We start from the raw sequence: 26,384 nt of genomic DNA, 5'->3' as shown, positions 1-26,384 counted from the left end.
GTATTAGACTCCATGCCAGTGTTTTATCGCGTTATTATACGACTTAAACAGTAAAAATGAGTATGCTGAGAATTAGCATGGTTATTAACATTTATGCGTATATGCCAACTACAAACAATAAGCTTCGGTAGTATTTTCGATAGTATTCATCTTGTTTAATAACAAAGGAGAGTTACTAATGGATGGTACAAATCGAAGAGTATTTTTAAAATCTTGTGTTGCTACCTCGGTTGCTGCTGGTATGAGTGTCACTTCTCCAAAGGCTCAGGCTTTCTTCTTTCGCCCAGAAAATGAACAACCGATTGACAAGTTTAAAGGCTTACCTGTTTTAGAAAGCTATCTACCAGAGCTTTTTGACCGCCCTCCTCAAATAAATGGCCATTTGCCGGTCGTTGTCATTGGGAGCGGCTTTGGTGGTGCAATTAGCGCTTATCGACTTGGTCTTGCTGGTATCAAAACGGCGGTAATTGAAAGAGGAAACCGCTGGCCTAATGACCCAAAGCGAGCGGTATTTGCACATGATATGTTGGCTGACAAGCGGATGTTTTGGCAAAGAACAAAGACCACGTTTCCTGCACTCACGTTTGATCTTCCGTTCCTTCAAACGATTACGCCACGTAGTATCGAAAAATTCGGTGGTGTTCTTGATATTGTCGATAAGCCTGGAGAAAACAACCAAGATGGTTCCGACCTATTATTAGGAACTGCGGTAGGTGGCGGCTCGGTGATTTATACCGGTGTTATGGTTGTTCCAAAGGAAGAGCATTTCAAGAAACTTTACCCTAACGAGCTTTCTTACAAAGAAATGGTGGACGTTTACTATCCAAGAGTGAAATCCATCTTAAACTACAGCAATATGCCTAAAGATGTTTTTGCCAGTGCGCCGTTTAAGCATTGTAGAGATTGGAATAGAGAAGTTTCAAAAGCAGGCTACTCTCCTTATCTTATCGAAGGTAACTGGAATTGGGATGTTATCAGGCAAGAACTCAAAGGGAAAAGCTTACCTTCAGCAACTATTGGCTTAACTAATTTCGGTAATAGTAACGGTTGTAAGAATGACCTTGGGCAAAACTATATTCCATTAGCAGAGGCAACAGGGAACGTCACTTTCCACCACAAGCATGAACTGATCAACATTCGAATGAATGGTGATATTTATGAATTAGACATTCAAGAGCTTGATGCTCACGGCAATGTTGTTCAACAAAAAACGATTACGTGCGAAAAGCTTATTCTATCGGCTGGTTCTTACCACACAACACGTATGCTTGTTAGAGCAAAAGAGAGAGGAGACTTGCCGGAGTTAAATGAATATGTTGGCAAGAACTGGGGTGATAATGGCAACCGAATGGCATTTAGACAGTCGTTATTTGGATTACCTGCTGGTATTGCTCAAGCTTCTCCTTCTCCTACAGCAATTTATGTTGATGAAGCCGGAAGAAGCCCGGTCGCAGCAGAAAACTGGGCAAATGCTGGTATTGCCGACGTAGGGATTTCTATGATGCTATCCGTGACTGCGGACTTTAAGAATCGAGGTCATTTTTATTATGATGCCTCTATCGATGATGCAGTTCTTCATTATCCGAAAGAGAATGAGAAAGATGCAACGGATGCGTTAAGAGCAGTAAACAATAAAGTTGCACGAGCCAACTGGCAACGAATAGGAGCTCAGGGGTTCTCCGACGTTATTTTTACTGGTGCGCACCCAGTTGGAGGAATGGAAATGGGGAAAGCGACAGACCTATTTGGGCGTGTAGATGGATACAGCGGTCTTTATGTTATTGATGGGGCGCTTATTCCTGGAAACAATGGATGCGCAAACCCTGCGCTGACCATTGCTGCACTAGCAGAAAGAAATATTGAAAACATTATCTCAAAAGATTTTTCATAACCAATTATGTATCGATAAGAGCCATCACTGAAAAGTGGTGGCTTTTTTGTTTTTAGCATTTGGCTCAGATGCTTAGTTTTCATTATTACAAATTCGTAATAGTTATTTTCTTTTTCAGCTTATTATCATTTATTTGTAACTCAATATAATTCCCGCCATTCCAAACGTATTTGCTGCGTTTTTGATTTTTATCTTTCGATGGATGGTTTCCGGGAGGGGAGTATGTCGAATTTTGTTGTTGTCGGTGGTGGTGCTGCGGGTCTAGAAATGGTCACGCGTTTAGCGAGCAGTTTTGCTGGCAAATCTGACCATACCGTTACTTTGGTTGAGCCATCTTCTCATCACTTATGGAAACCAAGACTGCATGAGATTGCGGCGGGCACGTTTGATAATGAGCTCGATTCGGTTGCGTTTCGTCTTCATGCTGCTTGTCACGGTTACCAATATGTTCAAGCGCGCATGTCAGGCTTAGACCGAGCAAATAAAACCATTACGGTGAGCGCTGAGTTCTCTCCAGAGCAAATATTGAAATACGATTACCTCGTGATTGCCGTTGGCGCGATCAGTAACGATTTCAAAATTCCGGGCGTAAGCGATCATTGCTTGTTCTTAGATTCGGCTTCTCAAGCAGAAAAAGCGTGGGAGCAGATGAAGCAAATGCTGGCGAACGGTGGCTCACATCGTGTTTCTATCGTGGGTGCAGGTGCGACTGGTGTTGAGTTGGCAGCCGAGTGGGCGAAAGTCAGCAAGCAATTAAACCGCTATCAAGATGATACTCAACTTTCCATTACGCTTATCGAAGCGGCGGATCGTGTTTTACCTGCAAGTGCTGAGTGTATGTCTGCCAAGGTACTGAAGAAACTACAAAAGCAAGGCGTTAATGTTCGCTTAAACACTAAAGTTCAGCGTGCAGAAGCAGACCGTATCGTGACGGAAAATGAAGTCATTCCTGCCGATCTGCAAATTTGGGCGGCGGGGATTCGATGCCCGGATTGGTTAGCGAATCTTGATGGTCTAGAAAGCAACCGCATTAACCAGCTTAAAGTGTTGCCAACGTTGCAAACCACTCTTGATGAGAGCGTTTTTGTCATCGGTGATAGTGCAGAATGTCCACAAGAGGATGGACGTGTTGTACCACCACGAGCGCAAGCCGCCAACCAAGCCGCTGCACATTTGGCGAAGCAATTTAAACGCTTGGTGAAAGGCAAAGAGTTAAAACCGTTTGTATTCAAAGACGGCGGAATGGTCGTTGCTCTTGGACATGACTACGCGGTTGGCGCATTGATGAATGATAAAGTCGTATTGCGTGGACGCTACGTTCGCCGCTTGTACGACACGATCTTTAGGCTTCATCAGCGCGTTATTTTCGGTTGGTTCCGTGTGTCGGCTTTGGTAGTGCTCAAACGCGTAAAAGGTTTATTGAACCCATATTACAAAGGCTCTTGGTCTTAATCCAAGCCGTGACTCTTCACTTCCATTTTTTCATTTTTATCGAGCGCCCAAATCATCAGGATTTGTGGCGCTAGGTGTTTTTTATGCGTCATTTGCAACTCTCTTTGCCCGTTCAACTTCTTATTTCTGCCCTACTTGCGTGGGGTGGGGCTCAAGCCATCCTTCTTTTAGTCGACCATGGGTTGGCAGACAAATCGCTTTTACTGTCGAGTGATTACTACCAAATTTTAATGTTGGGCAAAACGGTCTACCTCGGCTTACTGAAAATGGTGGTGGGCTTGATGGTGCTGTTTTCTCTTGTTGAAGGCATCACCAATATTGGCTCAACCGTTCGCCTTAAAGCTCTGGGTGGGCGAACACTGCTCTTCTACAGTTTCACCACCTTAATTGCCATTAGTTTAGGGCTTGGTGCGTCGTTAGCCTTACCTGCATGGGAGCCACTTAGCCAAAGCATTTCTGTGGGTAGTGATGTCCATTTGATTGACGAGCAAGGCGCTGGTGGTGCCGCCATACTCACTAATCTCGTTAAGATGGCGATGGTGAATCCGTTTGCTGCACTGGCGAATGGCAACTTACTGGCGATCGTGGTTTTCTCCTTTATGGCAGGCGTTGCGATTTTGCTTTCTGTTCCGTCAGGTCATCCGTTGCTAGCGGTGATTTCGGGGCTGAACAAAAGCGTCAACACCATGATTCGAGGCATCGTTAAACTGTCTCCGATTGCTATTTTTGCGATCGTGTTTGATATCACGCTGACTTCAAGTGGGAATCTGATTCAACAACTCGCGTTGTTTGCGTTACTGGTGTTTGTCCTAACTATGGTGCACGGGCTAGTGGTGTTACCGACGATTGCTAAGGTCATGACGGGCATCTCTCCTGTTGCGCTGTTTAAAGCGATTTCAGCACCATTAGCCATGGCGTTTGCGACGTCATCAAGTGCGGCGGCGCTGCCTTTGGCAAAACAAAGCGCGGAAGATAATTTAGATGTCGCGCCAGAAGTCAGCAGCATGGTGCTGCCACTCGGCTCTGTAATGAACATGGATGGTACCGCGCTATTTGAAGGTGTCGCCGCGATTTTCCTAGCACAGTTGTTTGGTGTGGATTTGAGTACCACTGGATTGGTGATGATTTTCATCATGGCAATGGTTTCTTCCGTTGGTGCGCCGGGTATGCCTTCGGGCTCCATGTCGGGGATGCAGTTAGTGCTGCTAGCAGCGGGTATTCCACTGGAAGCGATTGCGATTTTATTGATGATAGAAAGACCGCTAGACACCTTCCGCACCGCTGTTAATGTGGAGGGGGATTTGATTGCGACGCTTGTGATCGACCGCTGGCAGAAGAAGCAGGCGGTAGAACCTCAATCGCTCGATTCTTCTGAGATGTTGATGAGCTAAAAGTGAAACGCACTCCCAATCGAGAGTGCGTTTTTTGTATCTATATGGACTCTATGAGCGACCAAGCATTCGAGAAATGGTGCCATCTTTGTCGACCACTTGGTGTTTGATGGCGCCAGCAACGTGGAGAACAAACACGGCAATCAAGATTTCAACTGCAGAGTGATGAATGGTTGAGCCAATCTCTTGAAGCCAAGGGGTTTCTGGACCTTCAGCGATAATAACCCAACCGAAGATATCGACCGCTCGGCCACCACCTGCGCTCATTGCGATACCAGAGATAGGCATTGCCAAAGTAGCGAGCAGAAGGATACCGTGTACTGCTTTGGCCGCTTTATATTGCCATACAGGCATTTCTGAAGCGGGTGGCAGAGCGCCTTCTTTTAAGCGCCACACTAGACGGATAAGAGCGACAACTAAAATGATAGCGCCTAGTGATTTGTGGATGCCATACCACTCAAACTTTTCTGGACTGCGTGGCAAATCAACCATGTATAGACCAAGCGCGAATACACCGATAAAGGCAAGCCCTGTTATCCAGTGCAATGTAATGGTTTGCCAAGTTAATGGCTTCTTGTTGAGCATGAATTAATCCTCGTTTTATTTGTGGTTATACGAGCAATTATCCATCAATGTTGTGAATAGAACTACACATCTCAGTGTAAAGTTGGGTAAATATTATCCACAAAAAACGCCCCAAAAGATGGAGCGTTTTTAGTCAGTTAGATGAGTGGGAACGGGTTATGCCTGTTTTAACTCAGCTAATGCGTGATGCAAAGAAGGAACAATCGCGTGGCCAAAGGCAAGAACTTCCTCGCAAGGTTCTACAAGGTCTGGGATTTGGAAAGTAACCATGTTCGCTGCTACTGCAGAACGTACGCCATTGTTGGAATCTTCAAACGCAATACATTTGGTTGGATCTACGTTTAGACGACTTGCTGCAAGCAGGTAGATCTCTGGATCTGGTTTGCCGTGGGACACTTCACAGCCTGTCGTTAAGTTGTCGAAATACTTGCTTAGGCCCGCCAGTTCCAACTTCTTCTGTGCCACTTCTTTTGCAGTTGAAGTAGCAACCGCAATAGGTAAGCCTTGTTCTTTCAACCATTCAAGCAGTTCAACCACACCTTCTTTTACCGGAATGGCTTGATGCTTCACGACCGCATCGTAGCGAGTACGCCATTCATTGTGCAGACGGTCTAAGTCATCACCATAGGTCTTACGAAAAATCGCTTCAACACCAGCGGCATTGCGGCCAATGATGGTTAAGTAAACCTCTTCGAAGAAAGGAAGATTTTGTGCTTCGCATGCCTCTTTGAAGATACGCATACAGACGCGTTCTGTGTCGAGGAGTAACCCATCCATGTCGAAAATAGCTGCTTGATAATTCATTACTTTATGACTTGTCGATTGAGATGGCGCATTTTGACACAAGCAACATCGATTTTCCTGCGGAATTCCACCATCTCACACGCTTTTTACCCAATCCCTATTTTATCCCTAGGCGTTTTGCTAATCGGTGCAAATTGCCGTTATCTAATTCAAGCTGACGTGCCGTTGCTGCCCAGTTGCCTTGATTCTCTTCCAGAGCTCGAACAATCATCGCTTTTTGGAAGGCGTCTGTGGCTGGTTTTAATCCGCCTTCTGGTAGCTCAAGCCGAGAGTTTTGTTCCCCTTCTTCAATGTTCTTGATGTTCTGATTCAGCGTTCGAATATCAAAATCTTGCTCAACTAGCTCAATGTCCATGGCGTGAGTGCGCGCTTTTGCCAAAACACCGGCACGTTTAATTACATGCTCAAGCTCTCGCACGTTGCCTGGCCATGAATAGTCTTTGAGTGCTTGCACTAAAATAGGGGACAAACGAACGCTGTTCAATCCCAATTTGCTTCTTAAGCGTTCGGCAAAAAAGCCTGCGAGTAATACCACATCGTCTTCACGTTCACGAAGAGGTGGAACATGAAGTGGGAAGACGCTTAGGCGGTGATATAAGTCGGCTCGGAAGCGACCAGCGGTCACTTCTTCATGCAATATACGGTTGGTGGCGGCGACAATGCGTGTGTTGACTCGAATATGACGGTCATCACCCACACGTTGAATGTCGCCGTATTGTAGAGCTCGAAGTAACTTAGCTTGCAGCTCTAACGACAGTTCGCCGACTTCATCCAAAAACAGTGTGCCGCCGTCGGCTTGTTCGAACTTACCCTTACGATTACTGATTGCGCCTGTGAATGCGCCTTTGATATGGCCGAACAACTCGCTTTCCGCGACTGACTCCGGCAGCGCCGCACAGTTGAGGTAAACCAAAGTATTGCTAGAGCGACTAGAGCGATGGTGAATAGCGCTGGCAACCAACTCTTTACCTACGCCCGTTTCTCCCATGACCAACACAGACAATTCCGTATCGGCGACTGCTTCAATCTGCTCTTGAAGATTCTTCATACCCTGAGAGTTACCAATGATTTCATTACTTAAGGTGCGCTTCTCGGCGTAAGAGTCACGTGGCAGGCTCGCTTGTGTCTCTAGTTGTTCTAGTAGGAGTGCAGTGTGTAGGCCACCTGCTGCCAACGCGCTGACAAAACGTAACTCTTGGTTGCGTAGCCCATCAAATTGATTGGGGTCGAAGGCGTCAATCGTAATGGCACCAATCAGTAGATCGTCGATCAGCAGAGGTAAACCAATGCAGGAATGGACATGCAGTTTGTCATCGTGGTTTGGAATCAAGCCATCGTATGGATCAGGTAAGTCGCTGTCGGAGGGAAAGCGCACGATATCGCCTGCTCGGGCAATGGCTTCTAATCTTGGGTGCTGCTCAATGGAGAAACGGCGTCCAAGGACCTCTTTCGCCAATCCATTGATCGCTAGAGGTTTAAAGTGCTGGTCTTCATACAAAAGAAGGGCAGAAGAGTCACACTTCAATACCTCTCGAATCGTGGTTAATAACGTATCAAAGCGAGCTTGTTGAGTGAGCGCCGAGTTAAGGTCTTGCGTGATGTGTAGCCATTGCGCGATTAAAGAAGTCATAGCCAATACCGGTTGTGTCAATATGACTATTGTAGTGTCTAAATAACAATTTTCAACTGTGTCTAAATGACAGTCGTTAAAGTTAGGTTTTAATTAAGATATTGAAATATATAGTAATTAAAAGTTGGCACGCCCAGTGCAATACAAGAAGAAATTATTTTTGTTTATCCCGTCATTCAAGGTAGTAATTATGACAATTCACGTAAAAAACAACATCCACTGGGTAGGTCAACGCGATTGGGAAGTTCAAGACTTCCACGGTACAGAATACAAAATGACAAAAGGTACCAGCTACAACAGTTATCTAATTCGTGAAGAGAAAACCGTATTGATTGATACGGTCGATCATCGATTCAGTCAACAGTTCATCCAAAATTTGGAGATGGAAATCGACCTTAAGTCTATCGACTTTATCGTGGTAAACCATGCTGAAGAAGACCACTCAGGCGCATTGTCGGCATTGATGGAGAAGATTCCGAACACGCCAATTTACTGTACAGAAGCGGCAATTGATTCGATTGTGGGTCATCACCACCATCCTGAGTGGAACTTCAAAACCGTAAAAACAGGCGACAGCATTGATATTGGCAACGGTAAGCAATTGGTGTTCGTGGAAGCGCCGATGCTGCATTGGCCAGACAGCATGATGACTTACCTAACTGACGATGCAGTGTTATTCAGTAACGACGCATTTGGTCAGCACTACTGCGATGAACGCTTATTCAATGATGAAGTGGATCAAAATGAGTTGATGGAACAGTGTTTGCGTTACTACTCAAACATCCTAACGCCATTCAGCAGCTTGGTAACCGCTAAAATCAAAGAAGTGCTGAGCTTTAATTTGCCTGTCGACATGATCGCAACGTCACACGGTATTGTATGGCGCGATAATCCAGTTCAAATCATCGAGCAATACTTGGCGTGGGCAGACAATTATCAAGAAGATCGCATTACGATTTTCTACGACTCTATGTCAAACAACACCCGAATGATGGCTGATGCAATCGCGCAGGGTATTCACGATGTCGATCCTGGCGTGGCGGTCAAAGTCTTTAATGTCTCTAAGCATGATAAGAATGAAATTCTCGCCAATGTATTCCGCTCAAAAGGCATCTTGGTTGGTTCGTCTACCATGAATAACGTCATGATGCCGAAGATCGCAGGCATGCTAGAAGAAATTACCGGTCTGCGCTTTAAAGAGAAGAAAGCCGCTGCGTTCGGTAGCTACGGTTGGAATGGTGGCGCGGTGGATCGTATCCATGCTCGATTGACTGACGCAGGTTTTGAAACCGCAGTGAGCTTGAAAACCAAATGGCGACCAGATGGTAAAGCGATGCGTGAATGTCGCGAACATGGTCAAAGCATCGCGAAATTGTGGGCAAAGCATGACCTGACAAGTCCTGTTCTTGCTCCGGCGATTGCTGCGTCTGCACCACAAGTTCAATCACAACCCGTTGCACAAGTAGCAACACAAGCGGTAGTTGATGCTGCTCATAGCAGCAACCCTAGTGCTGAGTCACATCCTGCAGATTGCCAATGCATGGTTTGTACAGTTTGTAATTGGGTATACGACCCAGCAAAAGGCGAGCCTAACCAAGGTGTTGAGCCGGGTACGGCATGGTCTGAAGTGCCAGATTACTTCTTGTGCCCAGAATGCCACTTGGGTAAAGACGTCTTTGTTGAATACAACGGGTAAGGAGGCAAATATGCAAGCACCTATTGTGATTATTGGTAGCGGTTTTGCGGCTTACCAATTGGTGAAAACAGTGCGTCGAATGGACGCACATATTCCGCTGCAAGTGTTTACTGCTGATGATGGTGCGGAATACAACAAGCCCGATTTGAGTCATGTATTCAGCAACAAGCAAACCGCCCAAGACTTAGTGGTTAAAAGTGGTGAGGCGTTCGCACAGGAACACAACATCGAACTGTTCGCCCATACCATGATTGAGCATGTCGACGTGCAAGCTCAGCAAGTGTTAGTCAATGGTCAAGCCTACCCTTACTCCAAACTGGTGTTTGCGACAGGCGCGAAAGCCTTTGTGCCGCCAATATCTGGTGATGCAGCACCAGAGGTGATAACGCTGAACTCGCTACAAGAATATCAATTAGCGGAAGAGCAAATTAGCCGTGCGAAACGAATTCTAGTAATGGGTGGTGGTTTGATCGGCGTCGAGATCGCCATGGATCTCGCAACCAGTGGTAAAGCAGTTACGGTGGTTGAGCCAAATCCCCGTTTGCTCGCTAACTTGATTCCTGAATTCGTTGCATTGCCGCTTGAAAACCAACTCAAGCAGCAAGGTATTCAACTTGCCTTGGAGACTGGAGTTGCTGCGATTAATCACTCAAATGATTCGCTGGTGGCAAGCTTGAGCCAAGGTAAAGCAATTGAAGCTGATGTAGTGATTTCAGCGGCGGGTTTACGTGCTAACACTTGGTTAGCGAAGGCTTGTGGGTTGAGTGTCAATAAAGGCATCGAGGTAGATGCCCGATTACAGACATCAGCAGTCAATGTGTTCGCATTAGGCGATTGCGCTGAGATCCAAGGTCGAATGATGCCGTACCTCCAACCGATCGTGCTAAGTGCCAATGCTTTGGGCAAACAACTACTGGGGCAAGAAGCAGAGTTGAAACTACCGCCCATGATGGTAAAGGTGAAAACGCCGAGCTACCCAATTCAATTGGCAGGCGATTTTAGTTCGGTGACGAACTGGAGCGTGCAGATTTCTCAAACCGGCATTGCCGCAAAGGCAGAAGATGAAAATAGCCGACTCATGGGCTTCGTCGTGACGGGAGAACAAGTTACGCAAGCATTTCCATTACTTCGAGAGTTGTCTCAAGCCGGTCAGGCTTAACCGATTTAAACGAAAAGAATTGTAATTAGAGAGGGTATCATTATGTCGCATCTACGAATTCCTAAAGACTGGACTGTTCAACGTTCAACGCCTTTCTTCACTAAAGACAATGTGCCACCAGCGCTACTGACTCATCACAATACCGCTGAGGGTGTGTTTGGACAGTTGTGTGTCATGGAAGGGCAAGTGACTTACTACGGCTTTGCTGATGAACACGCCACAGAAGCAGAAGTAGTGGTGGTGATTAATGCAGGTCAGTTTGCTACCAGCCCACCGAAGTACTGGCACCGTATTGAGATGAGCGATGATGCTCAGTTCAACATCAATTTCTGGTCGAATAAAGACAAGAGTGGGCAAGCGATGTTCCACGCGAAGAAATAACGCATACAGAAGTTAATACAGCGCTAATTTGTCGGGAAGAGGCGTTTGCTATCAAGCTTAATCATTAAGCGTAGGTGAAAGGGCAGAGATTCGTCTCTGCTCTTTTTTTGTTTGTCGCAAGCTGGCACCTTGAAGCACAGAAACTTTGTGGGAGATCCGATGAGCGGAGTTCCAAAATGAAACCTTGCTCCCATTTATGTGATGTACATCAACTATATAGTCGGAACGTAACAACAAGTTACTGTGATTTTGTTATGTTATAACGTAAATATTGTTTGACGAACTCGAGCTAGTCGAAACAATCAAACTAAGGAAATACTATGACGCTAAAAAAAGCGGTTCTATTCTGCGCTCTGTCTTTTGCTACTAATGCAATGGCGGATGTGGTTGTCAAAGATACCAACAGCTTTAACGACGTTGCGGCTAAAGTAAACCAACTCAAACAAGCAGGAAAAAGTCCCCTGATTGTGGTCGATATTGATAACACATTACTGACTTCAACGTCCGATATTGGTGGTGATATCTGGTACCAATGGCAACGAGGCAAACTCGATGTGAAGCCAAAAGAATCTGACAAAGTAGACTGCCTGTTCCAAGACTCTATTGGCATGTTGTACGAGCTGGTTCCGATGAAAACCATTGAAAGTGATGTACCAGCCATGCTTCGTGGTTGGCAAGATGAGGGCTTAACGGTTATAGCGTTAACGTCTCGCTCTCCGAACTATCGTTACGCAACCGAACGAGAGTTAATGCGTAACCAATTCGATATGACTCGTACCGCGCTTAAGGAAAAAGGGGCGGAATCTTTGCCGGTTTACATTGATAACCCTGAGCGTCCGATGAGTTACATCAACGGCGTCATGATGACGACAGGAATGAACAAAGGCACCATGCTTGAGTACATTCTGGATAAAACAGGTCAAAGTTTCAGTGACGTCGTGTTTGTCGATGACAGCAAAAAGAACGTCGTCAACATGGAAAATGCTTACAAAGACGACAAAGCGATGGATATGACGATTTTCCACTACACCAAGGTGGAGCACGACCGCATTGCTGCCAATGGCACGGTGCTAACGCAAGAGCAAGCCAACAAGATGGCAAGTGATTGGAAAGCGTTAAACAAAGTCTTAGACCAGATCGCCCCAGCGCGTATTGGTGATACTTGTTTAGGTCAGTAGACAGATAAAAGTGATTTTAGGTTTGTTGCTTGTGCCGGGTTATTAATACCCGTTTAGAGAGATGGAGGGGTCCAATCGATTTTTTCGGAATATTTACTGGTCTTGCAACCTTATCCAAAGCGATATCAATATTGGTATCGCTTTTTTTCTGTCTGTAGAAAGCGAGATTCGGTCCTGTTCTGCTTATTCTGAAACTATTCAGAACTTGAATGGGTATAGAGGTCTAACTTGATGATTTTATGGACAATTAAATATCACTAAACTGTCATTTAAACAGGAATCAATAGTCCTGATGTAAGCCTCATCCTACTATTTCTTCATTGCGACGGAGCGACAAGCTTAAGGAAAGTCATCACTCAGTTACGTTTTAGCAGTGTTTAGCGCGTCTTAAACGTCTAGAACGTCTTAAACTAGGAGCTTCCACAATGAATTTAACCTTGGACTACGCCTCTCTGGCGATCTTATTTGTGGTGCTGTTGATTCTGATTTTTGGATTGATTGCCCTGCACGATATTCCCTACGAAATTGCGAAAAAACGTAACCACCCTCACGCCGATGCGATTCATGTTGCGGGATGGGTGAGCTTGTTCTTCCTCCATGTGATTTGGCCGTTCCTTTGGATCTGGGCAACCATGTACGACGGAGAGAAGAAAAACTGGTTAGGTGCTAAGCCTTCGATATCTCAACAAGATTACGAGCAGCTGTTAGCCCGCATCAATCAACTTGAGCAAGCGAGAGGGGAAGAATAATGGAAACACTCATCATCCTAAGTTACGTAGCGCTGTGCGTTATCGTGTTTCGAGTATTTCGTGTGCCTAAAACCAAGTGGACACTCACCACGGCATCGGTCATTGGCATGTTCATCGTTGGTTGGATTTTTCTCTACATGGCGATGTATCAACCGGTTTCTCGTATGGCGCGTTTGTATAGCGTGACGACGCCAATCACTTCTCAGGTTGAAGGCTTGGTTACCCAAGTGTATGTGCAAGGAAACCAGCAAGTGAAAGCGGGTGATCCACTTTATCAAATTGACGACACGCCGTTTAAAGACAAAGTGAACCGTATTCAAGGTGACATCAAACGTACCGAATCAGCGATTGATTTTTACCAATCTGAATTAACGAGATACAAAAAGCTAGGCAGCAAAGGTTACTCTTCTCAAGAGAAAATCGACAACATTGAGAACCAATTATTGGAGCAAAAAGCTAATCAAAGCAAATACCAATCAGAGCTTGAGGTTGCGCAGTTTAATCTGAGCAAAACCACCGTAACCGCACCAACGGATGGGTATGTCACGCAAGTGGCGCTGCGTCCGGGTATGAAGAGTCGTATTGTGCCGTTTCAAGGCAACCTGACCTTCGTCCATAAAGAAGACAAACAGTTGTTTGCTGCATTTAAACAAGCGCCAGCACGATATGTGAAAGTCGGTTATCCGGCGGAAGTGACCTTTAATACTATTCCCGGTCATGCTTACAAGGCGCATGTGACACAAGTGAATGACATTTTTGCTCAGGGCGCGATATCACCATCAGGTAACATGAAGTACCCAGAGCAGATTCCTGCTGGTGGCCGAATCTTAGTGAAAGTGGAATTGGATAATCCAAACTTAGTCAAAGACATGCCATTGCCATCCGGCACAGATGCACACGTCGCGGTGTACTCACCGAAATGGGAAATGTTCAGCATTGTACGTAAAGTGATTCTGAGAATGCAGAGTTGGCAAAACTGGTTATTCGAAGGCTAATGACATCAAGGGCGAAGCAGCAGGCTTCGCCCTTTTTCTGTGGGTGTACTGCTATTGCTCGTCTGTTACACAATGGATTGAGTGACCGCTTGTTTAATCGCATTCCTCAGCCATTCATGCCCTTTGTCGTTCTTTTGTGATTGGTGCCAAGTCATGTAAATAGGCACCTTATTGGCTTCAAAGGGCAAAGGGAAAGTGTTCAATCCGAGCTTGCTTGCCAAGTTGCCAGAGAACCAACGCGAGGTAACGCAAATCCAATCGGTTTGAGAAACTAACTGTAGCGCTGTCATGGTCGAGCCGGTGGAGTAAGCCACTTGTCTCGGGGGCAGCGTATCTTCAATGATCAAAGAGTCTAAAGCATTGGTGTTGAGTCGCTGAGTTCGCCAAGTTACATGTGATTCACGCATGAAGTCGTCGTACGTGAGCTCGCCCTGAATACGAGGATGATCTTGGCTCACTGTCACCATAAGTTCTTGTTCAAACAACAATTCATTGTGATAACCATGATCCGTTAAAGGCACGGTAGCAAGAATCACGTCCACGCGTCGGCGTCTTAAGTCGTCTTGACGGTCTTGTTCGTTTAAGTGTTCCACATCCGCTTCAATAGACACCAATGGCGCATGCTGAGATTTGTATTTCGCCAAGGCTGGCACGAGCATTAAATCTATATCTTTATGGCTAGAGATTCGAAACGTGCGTTGGCTGGTTTCTGGCGTGAATTCTTGACGAGATTTCGAACCGTTGATCAATAGGCTTAAAGGCTCTTTGATTTCTGCGTGTAGCTCAATCGCGAAATTCGTCGGCACGATACCTCTGCCTTGACGAACAAAGAGGGGATCTTGGTATTGATCTCTTAACTTGTTGAGTGCGTGGCTCACGGCGGGGGCAGTGATGTTTAATGCGGTAGCGGCATCGTTGACGCTTTTTGACTTCATGACCGCATCAAACGTTTTTAACAAGTTAAGGTCCATAGGCTATCTCTTTGATTTGCTTTATCTTCAATGTAGGTGGATAGCGCAAAGATTTCGAGGATTATTTCTGTCAGGCGAGATTCAAATCATCACCAACGAAAAGACCAGAGTATGGGTTCTGTTCTTTTCGCTGGTTGAAAAGGGTTATAAACACTGCAGTAAACGGCGAGGTAGCGCGGTTTGATCCATCCAATGATTTGGAATCGACATTGGCGTGTCGTAGTAACTTGCCCCGAGAATGGCACCGAGCGGAATGGCTCGCCCACTTGAATCGCCGCCACAGTAAATGTTCTCACGCATGGTGATTTCGTAGCTTTCGGAGTTCATCAACAAATGACAAATCACCACAAATGAAGCGTCTAAACCGCAATGCATCCCAACGGACTCCGCAACGCTGGTGGCGCTTCTGCCGCTCATCGCTTCTGCACGTTGAATATCGTTAGCAATCTTTGGAGAAACCGTCTGAGCTGCCATCACACACGCTTTGGGCGCGGCGCCTTGCAACGCCATCTGAATCATCACTGCGACAGCTTGGGCGTACATAACTGCGGTGTCGTTGTTATTGGTAACCCGCACGGCGGAATCGACCAGTTTGGCGAGTTTGTCATCATCGGAATGAAAAGCCACCAAAGGCGGAAGCTTAGATAATGCAGGGTTTTGTGTGTCGTCAGCCCCGCACAAAGTTACGCGCAGTTCTTTGGCTTCCAACTCATGAATGTTGAGCAGTGTTTGCTTAGTCGGTTTGTCTGTATAGCCCTGCCATTTACCACCAAAATCAAACCATTCTCGAAAGGAGCGAATGTAACGCGCTTCGTCGTAGTGTCCGGTTTGAACCAGAGCGTCTAACATGGCAACAAGCTGCGCGCCATAGTGGGTGAGGTCACCGACTTGCTTGCTACCGTGGGCAAAATAACCTTTGTCATGGTATTCAGTTCGGTTAGGTTGATGAAATTCCGGATGCGGAGAACCAAACTGCCTGATGAGTTCTTGATCGTAAAGCCAATGAAATCCGAGAGATGCTGCATCACCGACGAGTGCGCCGATAATGGCATGAAGAGAGCGAGCGTTTCTATGAGTCATCTTGCCACCTTTATCAACAGGGCTACTCAATAAGTCTTACACAGTTTCTTGGTTTTGTAGGGAAATTTTTCTGTTTTGGATCAAGACTATAGTGCTTAATTAACCATTGCTTTACTAGGGTTAAAAGCAAAACGCCCCGCGAGTGGCGAGGCGTTGGTTTTAGTGGCGTACTATTAATAATAACGATTAGCTGTAAGCGCGTGCGACACGGCCTTCACAATCCAAAGTAACCTGTTTTGCGTAAGCCGGAATGAAAACTGATTGTCCTTTTTCAACCACGCATGTTTCGCCGTTTGCGTGAGTTAGCACAAGCTTTGTATCCAGAGGCATAAGGATCTCAGCGGTTTGAACCTCTAGAGTACGCTTGTGAGCTTGTTTAACGATGGCGAATTTGAAATCGTCGACTGGGATTGGGTATTCCAACATATCGTCGATTTCGTTTGGTGCGAGCAATAGGCTGTCGAACGGCTTCTCGTTGAAGCGTGTGCATGCAACGAGCTCTTTCACGTCCATGTATTTTGGTGTCAGACCCGCGCGCAATACGTTGTCTGAGTTCGCCATGATCTCAAGACCCGTACCTTTCAAGTAAGCGTGTGGCGTTTCTGCATCCAAGAACATGGCATCACCCGGTTGTAGGGTAATGACATTAAGCATCAGTGGTGCAAACAAACCAATATCGCCAGGGTATTGCTTCTCTAGCTCAAGAATAAGGTTGAACAGAGGTAAGTCGGTGATGCGAGCTTGAGCCAATAGCACCGTCAACGCCATCTCTTTCTGTTCGCCTTCTAGTGATAGTAGACCCGAGAAGAAAGTCGCCAAGCCAGTTGGCGTTTGGTTTGCGATAAGGTCATCCACTAAGCCTTGCAGCTCAGGAATCGCCAACTCAGAGAAGAAGCTGATGATTTCACTTGTTGGGCGGAAGCCATTCATCGCTTGGTATTCGGTGAGCGCGTAAACCAACTCAGGTTTGTGGTTTGGATCTTTGTAGTTACGGTTTGCAGCGGTTAGGGGAATGCCTTGTTTTTCTTCCAGTGCAAAGCCTAATTCTGCTTGTTGTTTGTTTGGGTGAACCTGAATCGACAGTGCTTTCTCAGCGGCAAGCACTTTAAATAGGTATGGAAGTTCACCAAAACGGTTTGTGACTTCTTCACTCAGAAAGGCATTCATGTCTTGAGCAATCAGTGAAGAGAGTTTGGTCTCCTCACCGTTTACCATCACCAATGAGCAACCGTTTGGATGCGCGCCCATCCATACTTCTGCTTGTGGTTCGCCCGTTGGGTTTTCAATGCCAAACAGTTGGTTAACAGAAGTAGTACTGCCCCAAGCGTAGTTTTGAATCACGTTGTTCATCAGGAAAAACATCGGATGCTTAGCTTGAGTTTGAATCGTTTGTGTATCGGACATCGTTAAATCAGACATAGAGTGTCACCATGAGAGAAAATCATGGCTTGGGCGACATTGCCCAAGCCATAGGAGCCATTTGGGGGTAGGGGTGATTAAGCGGCTGCTTGCATCATTTTTGCTTTGCGAACTTTCTTCAGAGTTACACACGTTACTGCGGTAACCACTGCGCCAGTTGCCATACAAATCAGAGCAAGTACTGGGTGGTTCATCGCGCCAAGTAGAGCGACAACTGGACCGCCGTGAGCAACACTGTTAGTAATGCCGAATGAGAACGCCATTACTGCCGCCACCATTGAGCCAAGTACGTTTGCTGGAATCACTGACATTGGATCTTGCGCTGCGAACGGAATCGCACCCTCAGAGATACCAACCAGACCCATAGCACCTGCTGCTTTACCCGCTTCGGTTTCTGATTCTTCGAACAGGTCGAACTTACGACCAAGCGCCGTTGCCAGTGCCATGCCTAGAGGTGCAACAGGAATTGCACACGCCATCGCACCCATAAATTGAGTTTGACCGCTCGCAATCATGCCTACAGAGAATAGGAATGCGACCTTGTTGAATGGACCACCCATATCGAAGCCAGCCATACCACCAAGTACGATGCCTAGTAGAACGACGTTACCTGTACTCATGCTTGTTAGTAGCGCAGTCAGACCGTCCATTAGGCTTGCGATTGGCGCGCCGATAACGAAGATGAAAAGACCAGCGATGAATAGCGAACCTGTGATTGGCGCAATCATGATTGGCACCAAAGGTTGAATGAATTTGTGGTAGTTAATCGACGTAATCCACTTCACGAAGTAACCCACAAGCAGACCAGCGATGATGGCACCGATAAAGCCTGTACCAGCGTCTGCGCCGTAGAAAGAACCGTTGTTTGCAATCCAACCACCGATCAAGCCAGGAGCTAGAGCAGGACGGTCAGCAATCGCGTAAGCAATGTAACCCGCTAGGATTGGGATCATCAGCGTAAAGGCAACCACACCTACGTTGAGGATTTGGTTCCACATGCTGCCTTCAGGAATTGCCATGCCCGCTTCACTTGGCTGACCACCGACGGCAAGAGCAAGTGCAATCAACAGACCACCCGTTACAACGAATGGGATCATGTGTGATACGCCGTTCATCAAGTAGCGGTACAGGTCAGAGCGAGCCTGAGAGGCTTTGTTTGCAACAGACGCTTGTGCATTGCTGCTTGCTTCTGCTTGGTATTCTGGAGCGCTTAACGCTTCGTTAATCAGACCTTGAGCATCGCGGATAGGGGCTTTTACGTTGGTTTTTACCACGCGTTTGCCCGCAAAGCGGTTCATGTCGACTTGCTTGTCACATGCCACGATGATTGCGTCTGCACGCTCGATTTCTTCTGCGGTTGGGCTGTTTTTCACACCGATTGAACCGTTCGTTTCAACCTTGATTTCGTAACCCATCGCCGCTGCACCTTTCTCTAGCGCTTCTGCCGCTAGGTAAGTGTGCGCAACGCCCGCAGGACAACCAGTAACACCAATGATGAAGCCTTGGTTTGCTGGTGCGTCTGTCACTGCTTGAGGCTCTTCTTTAGCAAGCAGAAGTGCCAGTGCGTCTTGGCTGTTTGCTGCACCTAAGAATGCATCAATGAAACCATCTTCAATCAGTTTTGAAGATAGCTCTGCAAGAACTTCGATATGGTGGTTATCGCCACCGTCTGGAGAAGCGATCATGAAGAACAGTTTTGAAGGCAAACCGTCTTCTGCGCCGTATTCGATACCTGATTTGCTTACGCCGATCACAACCGCTGGTTCAAGAACCGCTGCACTTTTCGCGTGTGGGATAGCAACGCCATCCTCAAATCCAGTGTTACCTAATTCTTCACGTGCTTTTATATCTGCAAGAAATTGCTCTTGGTCTGAAATACGACCTTGGGCGTGTAGAACTGCAACCAGTTCTTTAAATACGTCTTCTTTTGAAGTCGCTTGAAGATCAAGCTTAATCAAGTCTTCATTTATTAGTTTGGTGATCATTGTCGAACCCCTATAAATATAATTTTTATTTCAGGGGTATTTTGAAATTAACCAAGCGGAGACAGTAGTGAAGAAAAAATGCATTTACTGGACGATTGTAACCGCCCGACTAGAGTGTGACGTAGATCGTCTACTGGATAAACTTACTGCATATCTGTGACATTATGTGGAAGTCGATGAACCATAAGTGAAATGTGTTATTGCTCCCATATATAAGGATTTAAGGGCTTTGTTGATGATTTTCTAGACTGGAAAATTGATGCGTTAACTGGATTTTTGTAACCTTAAAATGGAAGTGTGATTTTGCTCAATAGCACAAAAATCCAGTAGGGTGTATATCTATAGGTATAGCATCATGGATGCGTGTTTAAGAGTACGTAAAATGATTTTTCATGATTTGATCTCATCAGTATTAAACGAGCGAGAACCATTCCACAATATATGGTTTGCTGGTGATTTTCATACACCGCCTGAATTTAGCTATCAGGTTAACTTCCCTCGATTAGAATTGGTCTTATCTGGTGAATATATTAATGAAATGGAAAGTCATGATCGCAAAGTGACGCATATCGTGGCGAAAACCGGTGATGCGATATTTATTCCGCCTAACTGTTGGAATAAACCTGACTGGGATACAGATTGCTCGGTATTAAGCATTCTCTTTGGTCGCCGTCAATTGGGTTTGAGTCTTGTGTCCAAACGTAAAGGGGAAGCGAGCTTTTACGATATCCAAAAGCACAGTATTCAAACTCGTTCTGGATTTGCGATTGATAATATCTTGGAAGCACTGAGTTCATTGGCTCGTGAGTGTAATAAGAAGCCAATGGATGAGTTACTGCTGCAAGCCTTGTTGCAATACGCTAAGTCGATGTTAGATGCGCCTATTGAGACGCAGGCGCACAGCCGAGTGCAAGACCTGTATCAGGGCATTTGTATCTACATCCAAGAGAACTTCCATCGTCCAATCACGCGTGACAGTATTGCGTCAAGATTTAGCATCTCTTCTAACCATTTGTCGCGTTTGTTCCGTCAGCAAGGTCACATGACGTTAGCCGATTACATTACGTGGGTACGGGTAGACCGCGCGAAGTTTATGCTCAAGAAATACAACTTTAAGTTGAATGAGGTATCGGTGCGCTGTGGTTTCAAAGATGTGAACTACTTCTGCCGAGTCTTTAAGAACCGCACGGGCAGAACGCCAACGGAATATCGCGGTTCAATTTAAAGCAAGTAAAGATTAAGCGAGCAGCCTCGACATGGCGTACATCAGAAGCGCCTGCAAGTCGACGCTGCTTTTTGTTAGCAGTAAACGTTCAGCCATTTGGTCGGTCAGCAGATTACGAGTTAAGTTGGTTGCCGCAATGATGTGCTCGCGTGTGGGTTTTGCTGGCATTACTAATGCTATAGCAAGATGCACTTCACCCATTTTAGATGCCCAATCCATCGGAATCTCGTTCGCGATAACCGCTACAGAAATGTGGTCCACACCTTCGAACATGACATGGGGCAGGGCAATGCCTGGTGTTACTGCGGTCGAAGAGCGTTCTTCGCGTTTGATAAAGGCGAGAATGAGTTCGTCTGGGTGAATCGGATGAATAAGCTGAGCTAGCCCTTTCAAGCACTCAAATTTGGTGAGCTCGGTGTGCGCTTTGGCGTAATGCCATTGGATTTCACACGGTGGGCAAATCTGGGGAAGACGCTCTGCAAGTTGGCTTGAGAACTCGTAATTAATGTGGGAACCCACAACGGTAAAGTTCTCAGCAATGATGTCTTTGATAACGAAACAGGCAAGCTCGGCATCAATACCGATGGCAGTGATTTGGCACAGGTCGCCTTGCTGCAAGCCGACCTGTAAAACCGCGACTGACTTGGTGAGTTCAGCGATGCGGTTTTGCGTTATGTTAATGATGTGTATGGTGCTTTTGAACTTTTTGGCGACGCGATTGAGGGGCTGCGCTACGTGAGCACTGGCATTAATATCGTCGACAAAAAAGGTGATTTGGTATTCGTTCATCAGCACAGCGTATCATCGACAGTGCACGAGGAACACTTTATCGACATTGAGTAACACATCTTCAATTGGAATTTGGACTTTGTTGGTGCCTTCAAAGCGGGCTGGTTGCTCAATCTCAATATCGGACACAATTAAGACACGATCTGCCTGTGCAATGTCGTGGGGAGTGAGCTGATTCTCAATACCCATCGCACCTTGCGTCTCGACCTTAATTTGTACGTTATGCTTAGGCGCAGCTTTCATTAGAGCATCTGCCGCCATATAAGTATGAGCGATGCCTGTAGGGCACGCTGTCACCGCTACGATTTTCATGTTCTATCCATTTTATTTTTTGTGGATTTTAGCATAGTGGTCGACGAAAGGATGGATTTAAAGCAGATAATCGCAAGAGCTCTATCACAGTTTAAATCTCATGTTACATTAATCCAGTTAATGCACTTTTTATCCTGTATTGAAAACAGAAAGTGTTGGTTACTCTGTACACAGTCATAGATGGAACAAATAACTCATGACTCACGAGCGTGAACATTGCAAGGTACAAACAATGGACATATTAAACCTTATTGAGCCGGAAACCATTTGCTTGGATTTGCAGGCTCAAACCAAAGATGAAGCGCTCAAAGAGCTCGTCGAATTGTTGGACGCGGCGGGCAAGCTCACTAGCAAAAGTCAGTTCTTGGCGGACATTTGGAAACGAGAAGAGATTGGCAATACCGGCTTTGACGAGGGTATTGCCATTCCTCACGCCAAAAGTAATGCGGTCGCTAAACCCGCAGTCGCAGTGGGCATCAGCCGAAAAGGGATTGATTACGGCGCTGATGATGGCGAACTGTCTGACGTATTTTTTATGTTGGCTTCTCCGGATGGGGATGACCATCACCACATCGAAGTCTTGGCACAAATTTCCACCAAAATCATTGAAGATGGTTTCGTCAATAAGTTGAAAGCGGCGGAGTCGGTGGAGGAAGCGCGCGAGCTACTCACCGATATTCAATCGAACACGAATGATTCTGGTATCGACCCTTTAGAGTTTGCGTCTGAGCCACTCAGCCCTTGGGCACAAAAGCTCGGCAGAATGAAAGAGCACTTGCTGTTTGGCACCTCTCATATGATTCCGTTTATCGTCGCGGGCGGCGTGTTGTTGTCTCTGTCTGTGATGATTTCGGGCCATGGCGGTGTTCCGGAAGAAGGTATTCTGGCAGATATCGCTGAGATGGGTATCGCAGGTTTGACACTGTTTACCGCGGTATTGGGGGGGTACATTGCCTATTCGATTGCGGATAAGCCGGGTCTGGCTCCGGGTATGATTGGCTCATGGATTGCGGTTAGTCACTACAACACCGGCTTCTTGGGCGCGATTGTGGTCGGATTTTTCGCCGGCTTTGTGGTTTGGCTGCTGAAGAAGATTCAATTGCCGGACAGCATGAGTTCGCTCGGCTCGATCTTTATTTACCCACTGGTTGGTACGTTTGTCACCTGTGGCGCAGTGATGTGGGTGATCGGCTCACCGATCGCGAGCGCAATGACAACCATGAACGATGTGCTCACGGGTATGGCGGGCTCAGGTAAAGTGATGTTGGGCACTGTACTGGGTGCAATGACTGCGTTTGACATGGGCGGCCCCATCAACAAAGTGGCGACCTTGTTTGCTCAGACACAGGTGAATACTCAGCCGTGGTTGATGGGTGGTGTCGGTATTGCGATCTGTACCCCACCTCTGGGCATGGCGTTAGCGACTTTCCTATCGCCAAGTAAATTTAAACGTGATGAGCGTGAGGCCGGTAAAGCGGCGGGCATCATGGGCATGATTGGGATCAGTGAAGGTGCGATTCCGTTTGCCGCCGGTGACCCAGCTCGCGTACTGCCTGCGATTGTTGCTGGTGGCATTGTCGGTAACGTGATTGGTTTTATGTTCCATGTCATTAACCACGCTCCGTGGGGCGGCTGGATTGTACTGCCTGTTGTGGATGGCAAGATTGGCTACATAGTTGGCACAATCGCAGGCTCGTTTACCACAGCATTGATTGTTATTGCGCTTAAGAAGACGGTCACAGAAGACGACAGTCCGGTTGGTCAATCTCAAGCTTATACGTCTGTGCAAGGTGAGGGTGAGGCAGATATTCTTGCCGTGACATCTTGTCCATCCGGGGTGGCACATACCTTCTTAGCAGCGAAGTCATTAGAGAAAGCCGCCTGTGCGTTAGGCATTAAGATCAAGGTCGAAACGCAAGGTGCGAACGGCATCATTAACCGAATCACTGACAAAGATATCGCCAAGGCGAGGTTTGTTATCTTCGCTCACGATGTCGCCATCAAAGAGCCGGAGCGATTTAGAAAAATGAAGGTGCTGGATGTCAGCACTAAAGACGCGATGCTCAATGCTGCAGCACTGTTGCAGGCGAAAAGAATCCCTTAAGTATGTAGCCCCTAACTAAGGCTATCTGCTAGTTAGCTCCATCATTTTTGATGGAGCTTTTTTTATCCCTGAGAAAAGTGCTTAACCAAGAAATCAATAAAACTGCGAATGCGCTGAGGTTGGTACTCACTATCTTTGTAAACCAAGTACATTGGTAGCTTAACTGATTGATATTGCGTTAGTACTTGAATTAACTCACCGTTGATAAGCTCTTGTTCTACCATCCATTTTGGCATTGCAGCGATGCCTTGCCCAAGCTTTGCCATTTGCACCAACATCTCAGGACTATCACTTCGAACCTGTTCTTTCACTTTGACTTTAATGGTTTCATTTCCACCGCTAAAACGCCACAGGTTAGACGGATTGGAGAGTGAGTAGGTTAAGCAAAGATGTTTACTCAAATCGTTAGCGGTATGAATAGGTTTGTGCTTGTCGAGGTAACTGGGAGACGCGAAGTAAACTAATTCGTTATCCATCAGCCAACGAGCTTTTAAACCCGAGTCTTTTAGGTAGGCGGCACGAATCGCGATATCAACATTGCCTTCAACTAAATCGACAAACTTATCCGAAACCGACACATCAACGCTAAGCTCTGGATGTTGGTTGAGAAACTCATTCAGTGGCGCAGATAATAAGCGAACGCTAAACGCACTCGGCACTGAAAGCTTGAGCTCGCCAGAGACCGACGCTTGCTCTTGTCTAAGCTGCGACTCGAAGGAATCCATTTGTTCTGTGAGTGTCTGCGCCAGTTCGAGATATTGTTTTCCACCAGAGGTTAAGCTGATAGCGCGAGCATGACGATGAAACAAGGTGATGCCGACTTCACTCTCAAGCCAAGCGATCTTCTTGCTCACCGCACTCTGAGTGGTATTGAGTTTGTTAGCCGCGGCAGTAAATGAACCTAACTGAGCGACACGAGAAAAGACTTTCAAACAATCAAATTTATCCATGATGCATTCCTGTTTGGAATGATAAGTAGCTAAATATTACCCTCCTTAAGTTTTAAGTGGAATGCTTTAATACTTCCATCATCTGTTCAGGAGTTAAAATCATGGTGTTGATTCAAGGGTTGTTAATCGCGTTTTTCTTGTTTGCCAGTTCGATCAAAATCATCGGTTGGGTGAAGCCGATTTTTGAGCCTCAGCTCGCGTTCTTCCAAAAATATGGGTTGAACCGTGCCGCTATGTTTTTGGTTGGAATGGTTGAGGTAACGGGTGCAATTTTGATGTTAATTGGCTTGTTATCGACGAACAACTTGTTAAGTGCGATAGGTGCAAGTTTTATTGTTTTCACCTCAGTTGGTGCGATGTTTTTCCATTTTCGTTTTGATACTTGGAAAGATGCGATTCCGTCTATTGTGACGCTTTTATTATCACTTTTGGTGGCTTCGCCTTTAACTGAGTTTGTTGCGCTTATTTAAGACGAAATTATTACAAGTAATGTTCTGAAATCTTTAGTAACATGTTTCAAATATTAACTGTTTCAAATAGTAATAGTTTCAAAACGTCACTTATTTCGAATTCAAGGAGGCTTGCAATGGAAAAACTAAGAGTAGCATTTATTGGTCTGGGTGTGATGGGATACCCAATGGCTGGTTACCTAAGTAAAGCGGGCTTTGAAACCAAAGTATACAACCGCACAAAAGCGAAAGCCGACAAATGGGCTGAAGAATACCAAGGCGTGGCTTGTGAAACACCACGTGAAGCGGCAGAAGGCTGTGACATTGTTTTTACCTGTGTGGGTAATGATGATGACGTTCGTAGCGTTGTTTACGGTGAAGAAGGCATTCTGGTTGGCTTGAAAGCGGATGCAGTGTTAGTGGACCACACAACGACTTCTGCAGACCTAGCGGTTGAGCTGGCTGAAGCGTGTGTTAAGTACGGCAATCACTTCATTGATGCGCCAGTTTCTGGTGGTCAAGCGGGCGCAGAAAATGGTGTTCTAACCATCATGTGTGGTGGTGAACAAAGCATTTTTGAACGTGTCTCTCCAGCGGTGGATGTGTACGCGAAGCAGATGACACTACTGGGCGAAAACGGTCAGGGTCAACGCTGTAAGATGGTAAACCAAATCTGTATTGGTGGCGTTTTACAAGGGCTGAGTGAAGCTTTGTTGCTGGCACAAAAATCAGGCTTGGACATCGCTCAAGTTGTAGAAACGCTGAAGCATGGCGCTGCAGGTTCATGGCAGATGGAAAACCGCGCAAATACCATGGCGGAAGATAAGTTCGATTTTGGCTTCGCTATTGATTGGATGCGCAAAGACTTGGGTTTCTGCCTGCAAGAAGCAGAGCGAGTGGGCCTAGAGCTTCCACTGACTAAGAAAGTGGATGAGCAATACGCAGACCTGCAACGTGATGGTTTAGGTCGCATGGATACATCAGTACTGATCAAAGCGGTCGCTAAAAATCAGTAGTTGATGAATCAGTAATAGATAAACAGTTCTTTGGTATCAAAGAGCTTAAAGAAATCTAAGTTGATCATAATGAATCTCCTTGAGCATTGGTTGTGGCTAGTGATTAAGGATTAGTGATTTGAAATCAGGAGGTGCTGTTGGGCACCTCCTTTTTTATGTCTTTTAATCACACA

The 26,384-nt window shown here is 46.1% G+C and carries 23 protein-coding genes; 13 read left to right on the top strand and 10 right to left on the bottom strand.

Features of this window, described 5'->3' with window-relative positions; all coding sequences use genetic code 11:
• The first annotated feature begins 178 nt into the window (after nucleotides 1-178).
• The 3 genes from KIT90_RS15595 (at nucleotide 179) to KIT90_RS15585 (ending at nucleotide 4,734) form a co-directional block, all read left to right on the top strand.
• A complete protein-coding gene (locus tag KIT90_RS15595; protein WP_285377409.1) occupies nucleotides 179-1,891 on the top strand; it encodes a GMC oxidoreductase in 1,713 nt (570 codons plus the stop codon).
• Nucleotides 1,892-2,113: 222 nt separating this feature from the next.
• Nucleotides 2,114-3,343: an NAD(P)/FAD-dependent oxidoreductase gene (locus KIT90_RS15590; protein ID WP_285377408.1), complete on the top strand. Its 1,230-nt coding sequence runs from the start codon at nucleotides 2,114-2,116 to the stop codon at nucleotides 3,341-3,343.
• An 83-nt stretch (nucleotides 3,344-3,426) separates the two neighbouring features.
• The gene (locus KIT90_RS15585; RefSeq protein WP_285377406.1) at nucleotides 3,427-4,734 is read left to right on the top strand and encodes a dicarboxylate/amino acid:cation symporter; all 1,308 of its coding nucleotides are present in this window, start codon (nucleotides 3,427-3,429) and stop codon (nucleotides 4,732-4,734) included.
• Between the two features lie 51 nt (nucleotides 4,735-4,785).
• Here KIT90_RS15585 and KIT90_RS15580 read toward each other — a convergent pair whose 3' ends face one another.
• The 3 genes from KIT90_RS15580 to norR all read right to left on the bottom strand — a co-directional run bounded on the left by KIT90_RS15580 (nucleotide 4,786) and on the right by norR (nucleotide 7,753).
• The gene (locus tag KIT90_RS15580) at nucleotides 4,786-5,319 is read right to left on the bottom strand and encodes a cytochrome b (RefSeq protein WP_285377404.1); all 534 of its coding nucleotides are present in this window, start codon (nucleotides 5,317-5,319) and stop codon (nucleotides 4,786-4,788) included.
• A 156-nt stretch (nucleotides 5,320-5,475) separates the two neighbouring features.
• Nucleotides 5,476-6,123, bottom strand: a complete 648-nt coding sequence (locus tag KIT90_RS15575; RefSeq protein WP_045479627.1) for an HAD family phosphatase — start codon at nucleotides 6,121-6,123, stop codon at nucleotides 5,476-5,478.
• Nucleotides 6,124-6,220: 97 nt separating this feature from the next.
• On the bottom strand, nucleotides 6,221-7,753 hold the full coding sequence (gene norR, locus KIT90_RS15570) for a nitric oxide reductase transcriptional regulator NorR (protein WP_285377402.1): 1,533 nt from the start codon (nucleotides 7,751-7,753) through the stop codon (nucleotides 6,221-6,223).
• 190 nt (nucleotides 7,754-7,943) lie between these two features.
• On the opposite strand from norR, the gene norV reads away from it, so the two are divergent.
• From norV to KIT90_RS15540, 6 genes are all read left to right on the top strand, one after another.
• The gene (gene norV, locus KIT90_RS15565) at nucleotides 7,944-9,449 is read left to right on the top strand and encodes an anaerobic nitric oxide reductase flavorubredoxin (RefSeq protein WP_285377400.1); all 1,506 of its coding nucleotides are present in this window, start codon (nucleotides 7,944-7,946) and stop codon (nucleotides 9,447-9,449) included.
• A gap of 10 nt (nucleotides 9,450-9,459) precedes the next feature.
• The gene (norW, locus tag KIT90_RS15560) at nucleotides 9,460-10,608 is read left to right on the top strand and encodes an NADH:flavorubredoxin reductase NorW (RefSeq protein WP_285377399.1); all 1,149 of its coding nucleotides are present in this window, start codon (nucleotides 9,460-9,462) and stop codon (nucleotides 10,606-10,608) included.
• A gap of 42 nt (nucleotides 10,609-10,650) precedes the next feature.
• A complete protein-coding gene (locus KIT90_RS15555) occupies nucleotides 10,651-10,989 on the top strand; it encodes a DUF1971 domain-containing protein (RefSeq protein WP_285377397.1) in 339 nt (112 codons plus the stop codon).
• A 320-nt stretch (nucleotides 10,990-11,309) separates the two neighbouring features.
• Nucleotides 11,310-12,167, top strand: a complete 858-nt coding sequence (locus tag KIT90_RS15550) for a DUF2608 domain-containing protein (RefSeq protein ID WP_285377395.1) — start codon at nucleotides 11,310-11,312, stop codon at nucleotides 12,165-12,167.
• A gap of 425 nt (nucleotides 12,168-12,592) precedes the next feature.
• On the top strand, nucleotides 12,593-12,916 hold the full coding sequence (locus KIT90_RS15545; protein ID WP_020194030.1) for a DUF3302 domain-containing protein: 324 nt from the start codon (nucleotides 12,593-12,595) through the stop codon (nucleotides 12,914-12,916).
• A complete protein-coding gene (locus KIT90_RS15540; RefSeq protein ID WP_285377394.1) occupies nucleotides 12,916-13,911 on the top strand; it encodes an HlyD family secretion protein in 996 nt (331 codons plus the stop codon). Before KIT90_RS15545 ends, KIT90_RS15540 begins: the two co-directional genes overlap by 1 nt.
• 65 nt (nucleotides 13,912-13,976) lie before the next feature.
• Here the strand turns inward: KIT90_RS15540 and KIT90_RS15535 are convergent, their stop codons facing one another.
• The 4 genes from KIT90_RS15535 to KIT90_RS15520 all read right to left on the bottom strand — a co-directional run bounded on the left by KIT90_RS15535 (nucleotide 13,977) and on the right by KIT90_RS15520 (nucleotide 19,366).
• Nucleotides 13,977-14,882 (bottom strand): LysR family transcriptional regulator, encoded by a 906-nt coding sequence (locus KIT90_RS15535; protein ID WP_285377392.1) that lies wholly within the window; start codon nucleotides 14,880-14,882, stop codon nucleotides 13,977-13,979.
• 144 nt (nucleotides 14,883-15,026) lie between these two features.
• Entirely contained in the window at nucleotides 15,027-15,962 is a 936-nt protein-coding gene (locus tag KIT90_RS15530; protein WP_285377390.1) for an ADP-ribosylglycohydrolase family protein, read from the bottom strand.
• Nucleotides 15,963-16,148: 186 nt separating this feature from the next.
• On the bottom strand, nucleotides 16,149-17,381 hold the full coding sequence (manA, locus tag KIT90_RS15525; protein WP_285377389.1) for a mannose-6-phosphate isomerase, class I: 1,233 nt from the start codon (nucleotides 17,379-17,381) through the stop codon (nucleotides 16,149-16,151).
• A gap of 77 nt (nucleotides 17,382-17,458) precedes the next feature.
• A complete protein-coding gene (locus KIT90_RS15520; RefSeq protein ID WP_078608990.1) occupies nucleotides 17,459-19,366 on the bottom strand; it encodes a fructose-specific PTS transporter subunit EIIC in 1,908 nt (635 codons plus the stop codon).
• Between the two features lie 382 nt (nucleotides 19,367-19,748).
• Here KIT90_RS15520 and KIT90_RS15515 point away from each other — a divergent pair, with 382 nt between their 5' ends.
• Complete coding sequence (locus KIT90_RS15515; RefSeq protein WP_005451367.1) at nucleotides 19,749-20,591, top strand: helix-turn-helix transcriptional regulator; 843 nt, start codon at nucleotides 19,749-19,751, stop codon at nucleotides 20,589-20,591.
• Nucleotides 20,592-20,603: 12 nt separating this feature from the next.
• On the opposite strand, the gene KIT90_RS15510 is transcribed toward KIT90_RS15515, so the two are convergent.
• Both KIT90_RS15510 and KIT90_RS15505 read right to left on the bottom strand, forming a co-directional pair.
• On the bottom strand, nucleotides 20,604-21,380 hold the full coding sequence (locus tag KIT90_RS15510) for a PTS sugar transporter subunit IIA (protein ID WP_005432062.1): 777 nt from the start codon (nucleotides 21,378-21,380) through the stop codon (nucleotides 20,604-20,606).
• Nucleotides 21,381-21,392: 12 nt separating this feature from the next.
• The gene (locus KIT90_RS15505) at nucleotides 21,393-21,692 is read right to left on the bottom strand and encodes a PTS fructose transporter subunit IIB (protein ID WP_005441202.1); all 300 of its coding nucleotides are present in this window, start codon (nucleotides 21,690-21,692) and stop codon (nucleotides 21,393-21,395) included.
• Nucleotides 21,693-21,924: 232 nt separating this feature from the next.
• Here KIT90_RS15505 and KIT90_RS15500 point away from each other — a divergent pair, with 232 nt between their 5' ends.
• Nucleotides 21,925-23,796: a fructose-specific PTS transporter subunit EIIC gene (locus tag KIT90_RS15500; RefSeq protein WP_038870415.1), complete on the top strand. Its 1,872-nt coding sequence runs from the start codon at nucleotides 21,925-21,927 to the stop codon at nucleotides 23,794-23,796.
• A 62-nt stretch (nucleotides 23,797-23,858) separates the two neighbouring features.
• Here the strand turns inward: KIT90_RS15500 and KIT90_RS15495 are convergent, their stop codons facing one another.
• Nucleotides 23,859-24,746: a LysR family transcriptional regulator gene (locus tag KIT90_RS15495; RefSeq protein WP_285377387.1), complete on the bottom strand. Its 888-nt coding sequence runs from the start codon at nucleotides 24,744-24,746 to the stop codon at nucleotides 23,859-23,861.
• Between the two features lie 101 nt (nucleotides 24,747-24,847).
• Between KIT90_RS15495 and KIT90_RS15490 the strand changes: the two genes are divergently transcribed.
• Together KIT90_RS15490 and KIT90_RS15485 are read left to right on the top strand one after the other, a co-directional pair.
• Nucleotides 24,848-25,216 carry a DoxX family protein gene (locus KIT90_RS15490; RefSeq protein ID WP_285377385.1) on the top strand — a complete coding sequence of 123 codons (369 nt, stop codon included), beginning with the start codon at nucleotides 24,848-24,850 and terminating at the stop codon, nucleotides 25,214-25,216.
• 116 nt (nucleotides 25,217-25,332) lie between these two features.
• Entirely contained in the window at nucleotides 25,333-26,211 is an 879-nt protein-coding gene (locus tag KIT90_RS15485) for an NAD(P)-dependent oxidoreductase (RefSeq protein ID WP_285377383.1), read from the top strand.
• The last annotated feature ends 173 nt before the right edge of the window (nucleotides 26,212-26,384 follow it).

The organism is Vibrio sp. B172a (genome assembly GCF_030248355.1).
GTDB classification, from domain to species: Bacteria; Pseudomonadota; Gammaproteobacteria; order Enterobacterales; family Vibrionaceae; genus Vibrio; species Vibrio owensii.
This window is presented reverse-complemented; position numbering and strand designations above follow the sequence as displayed.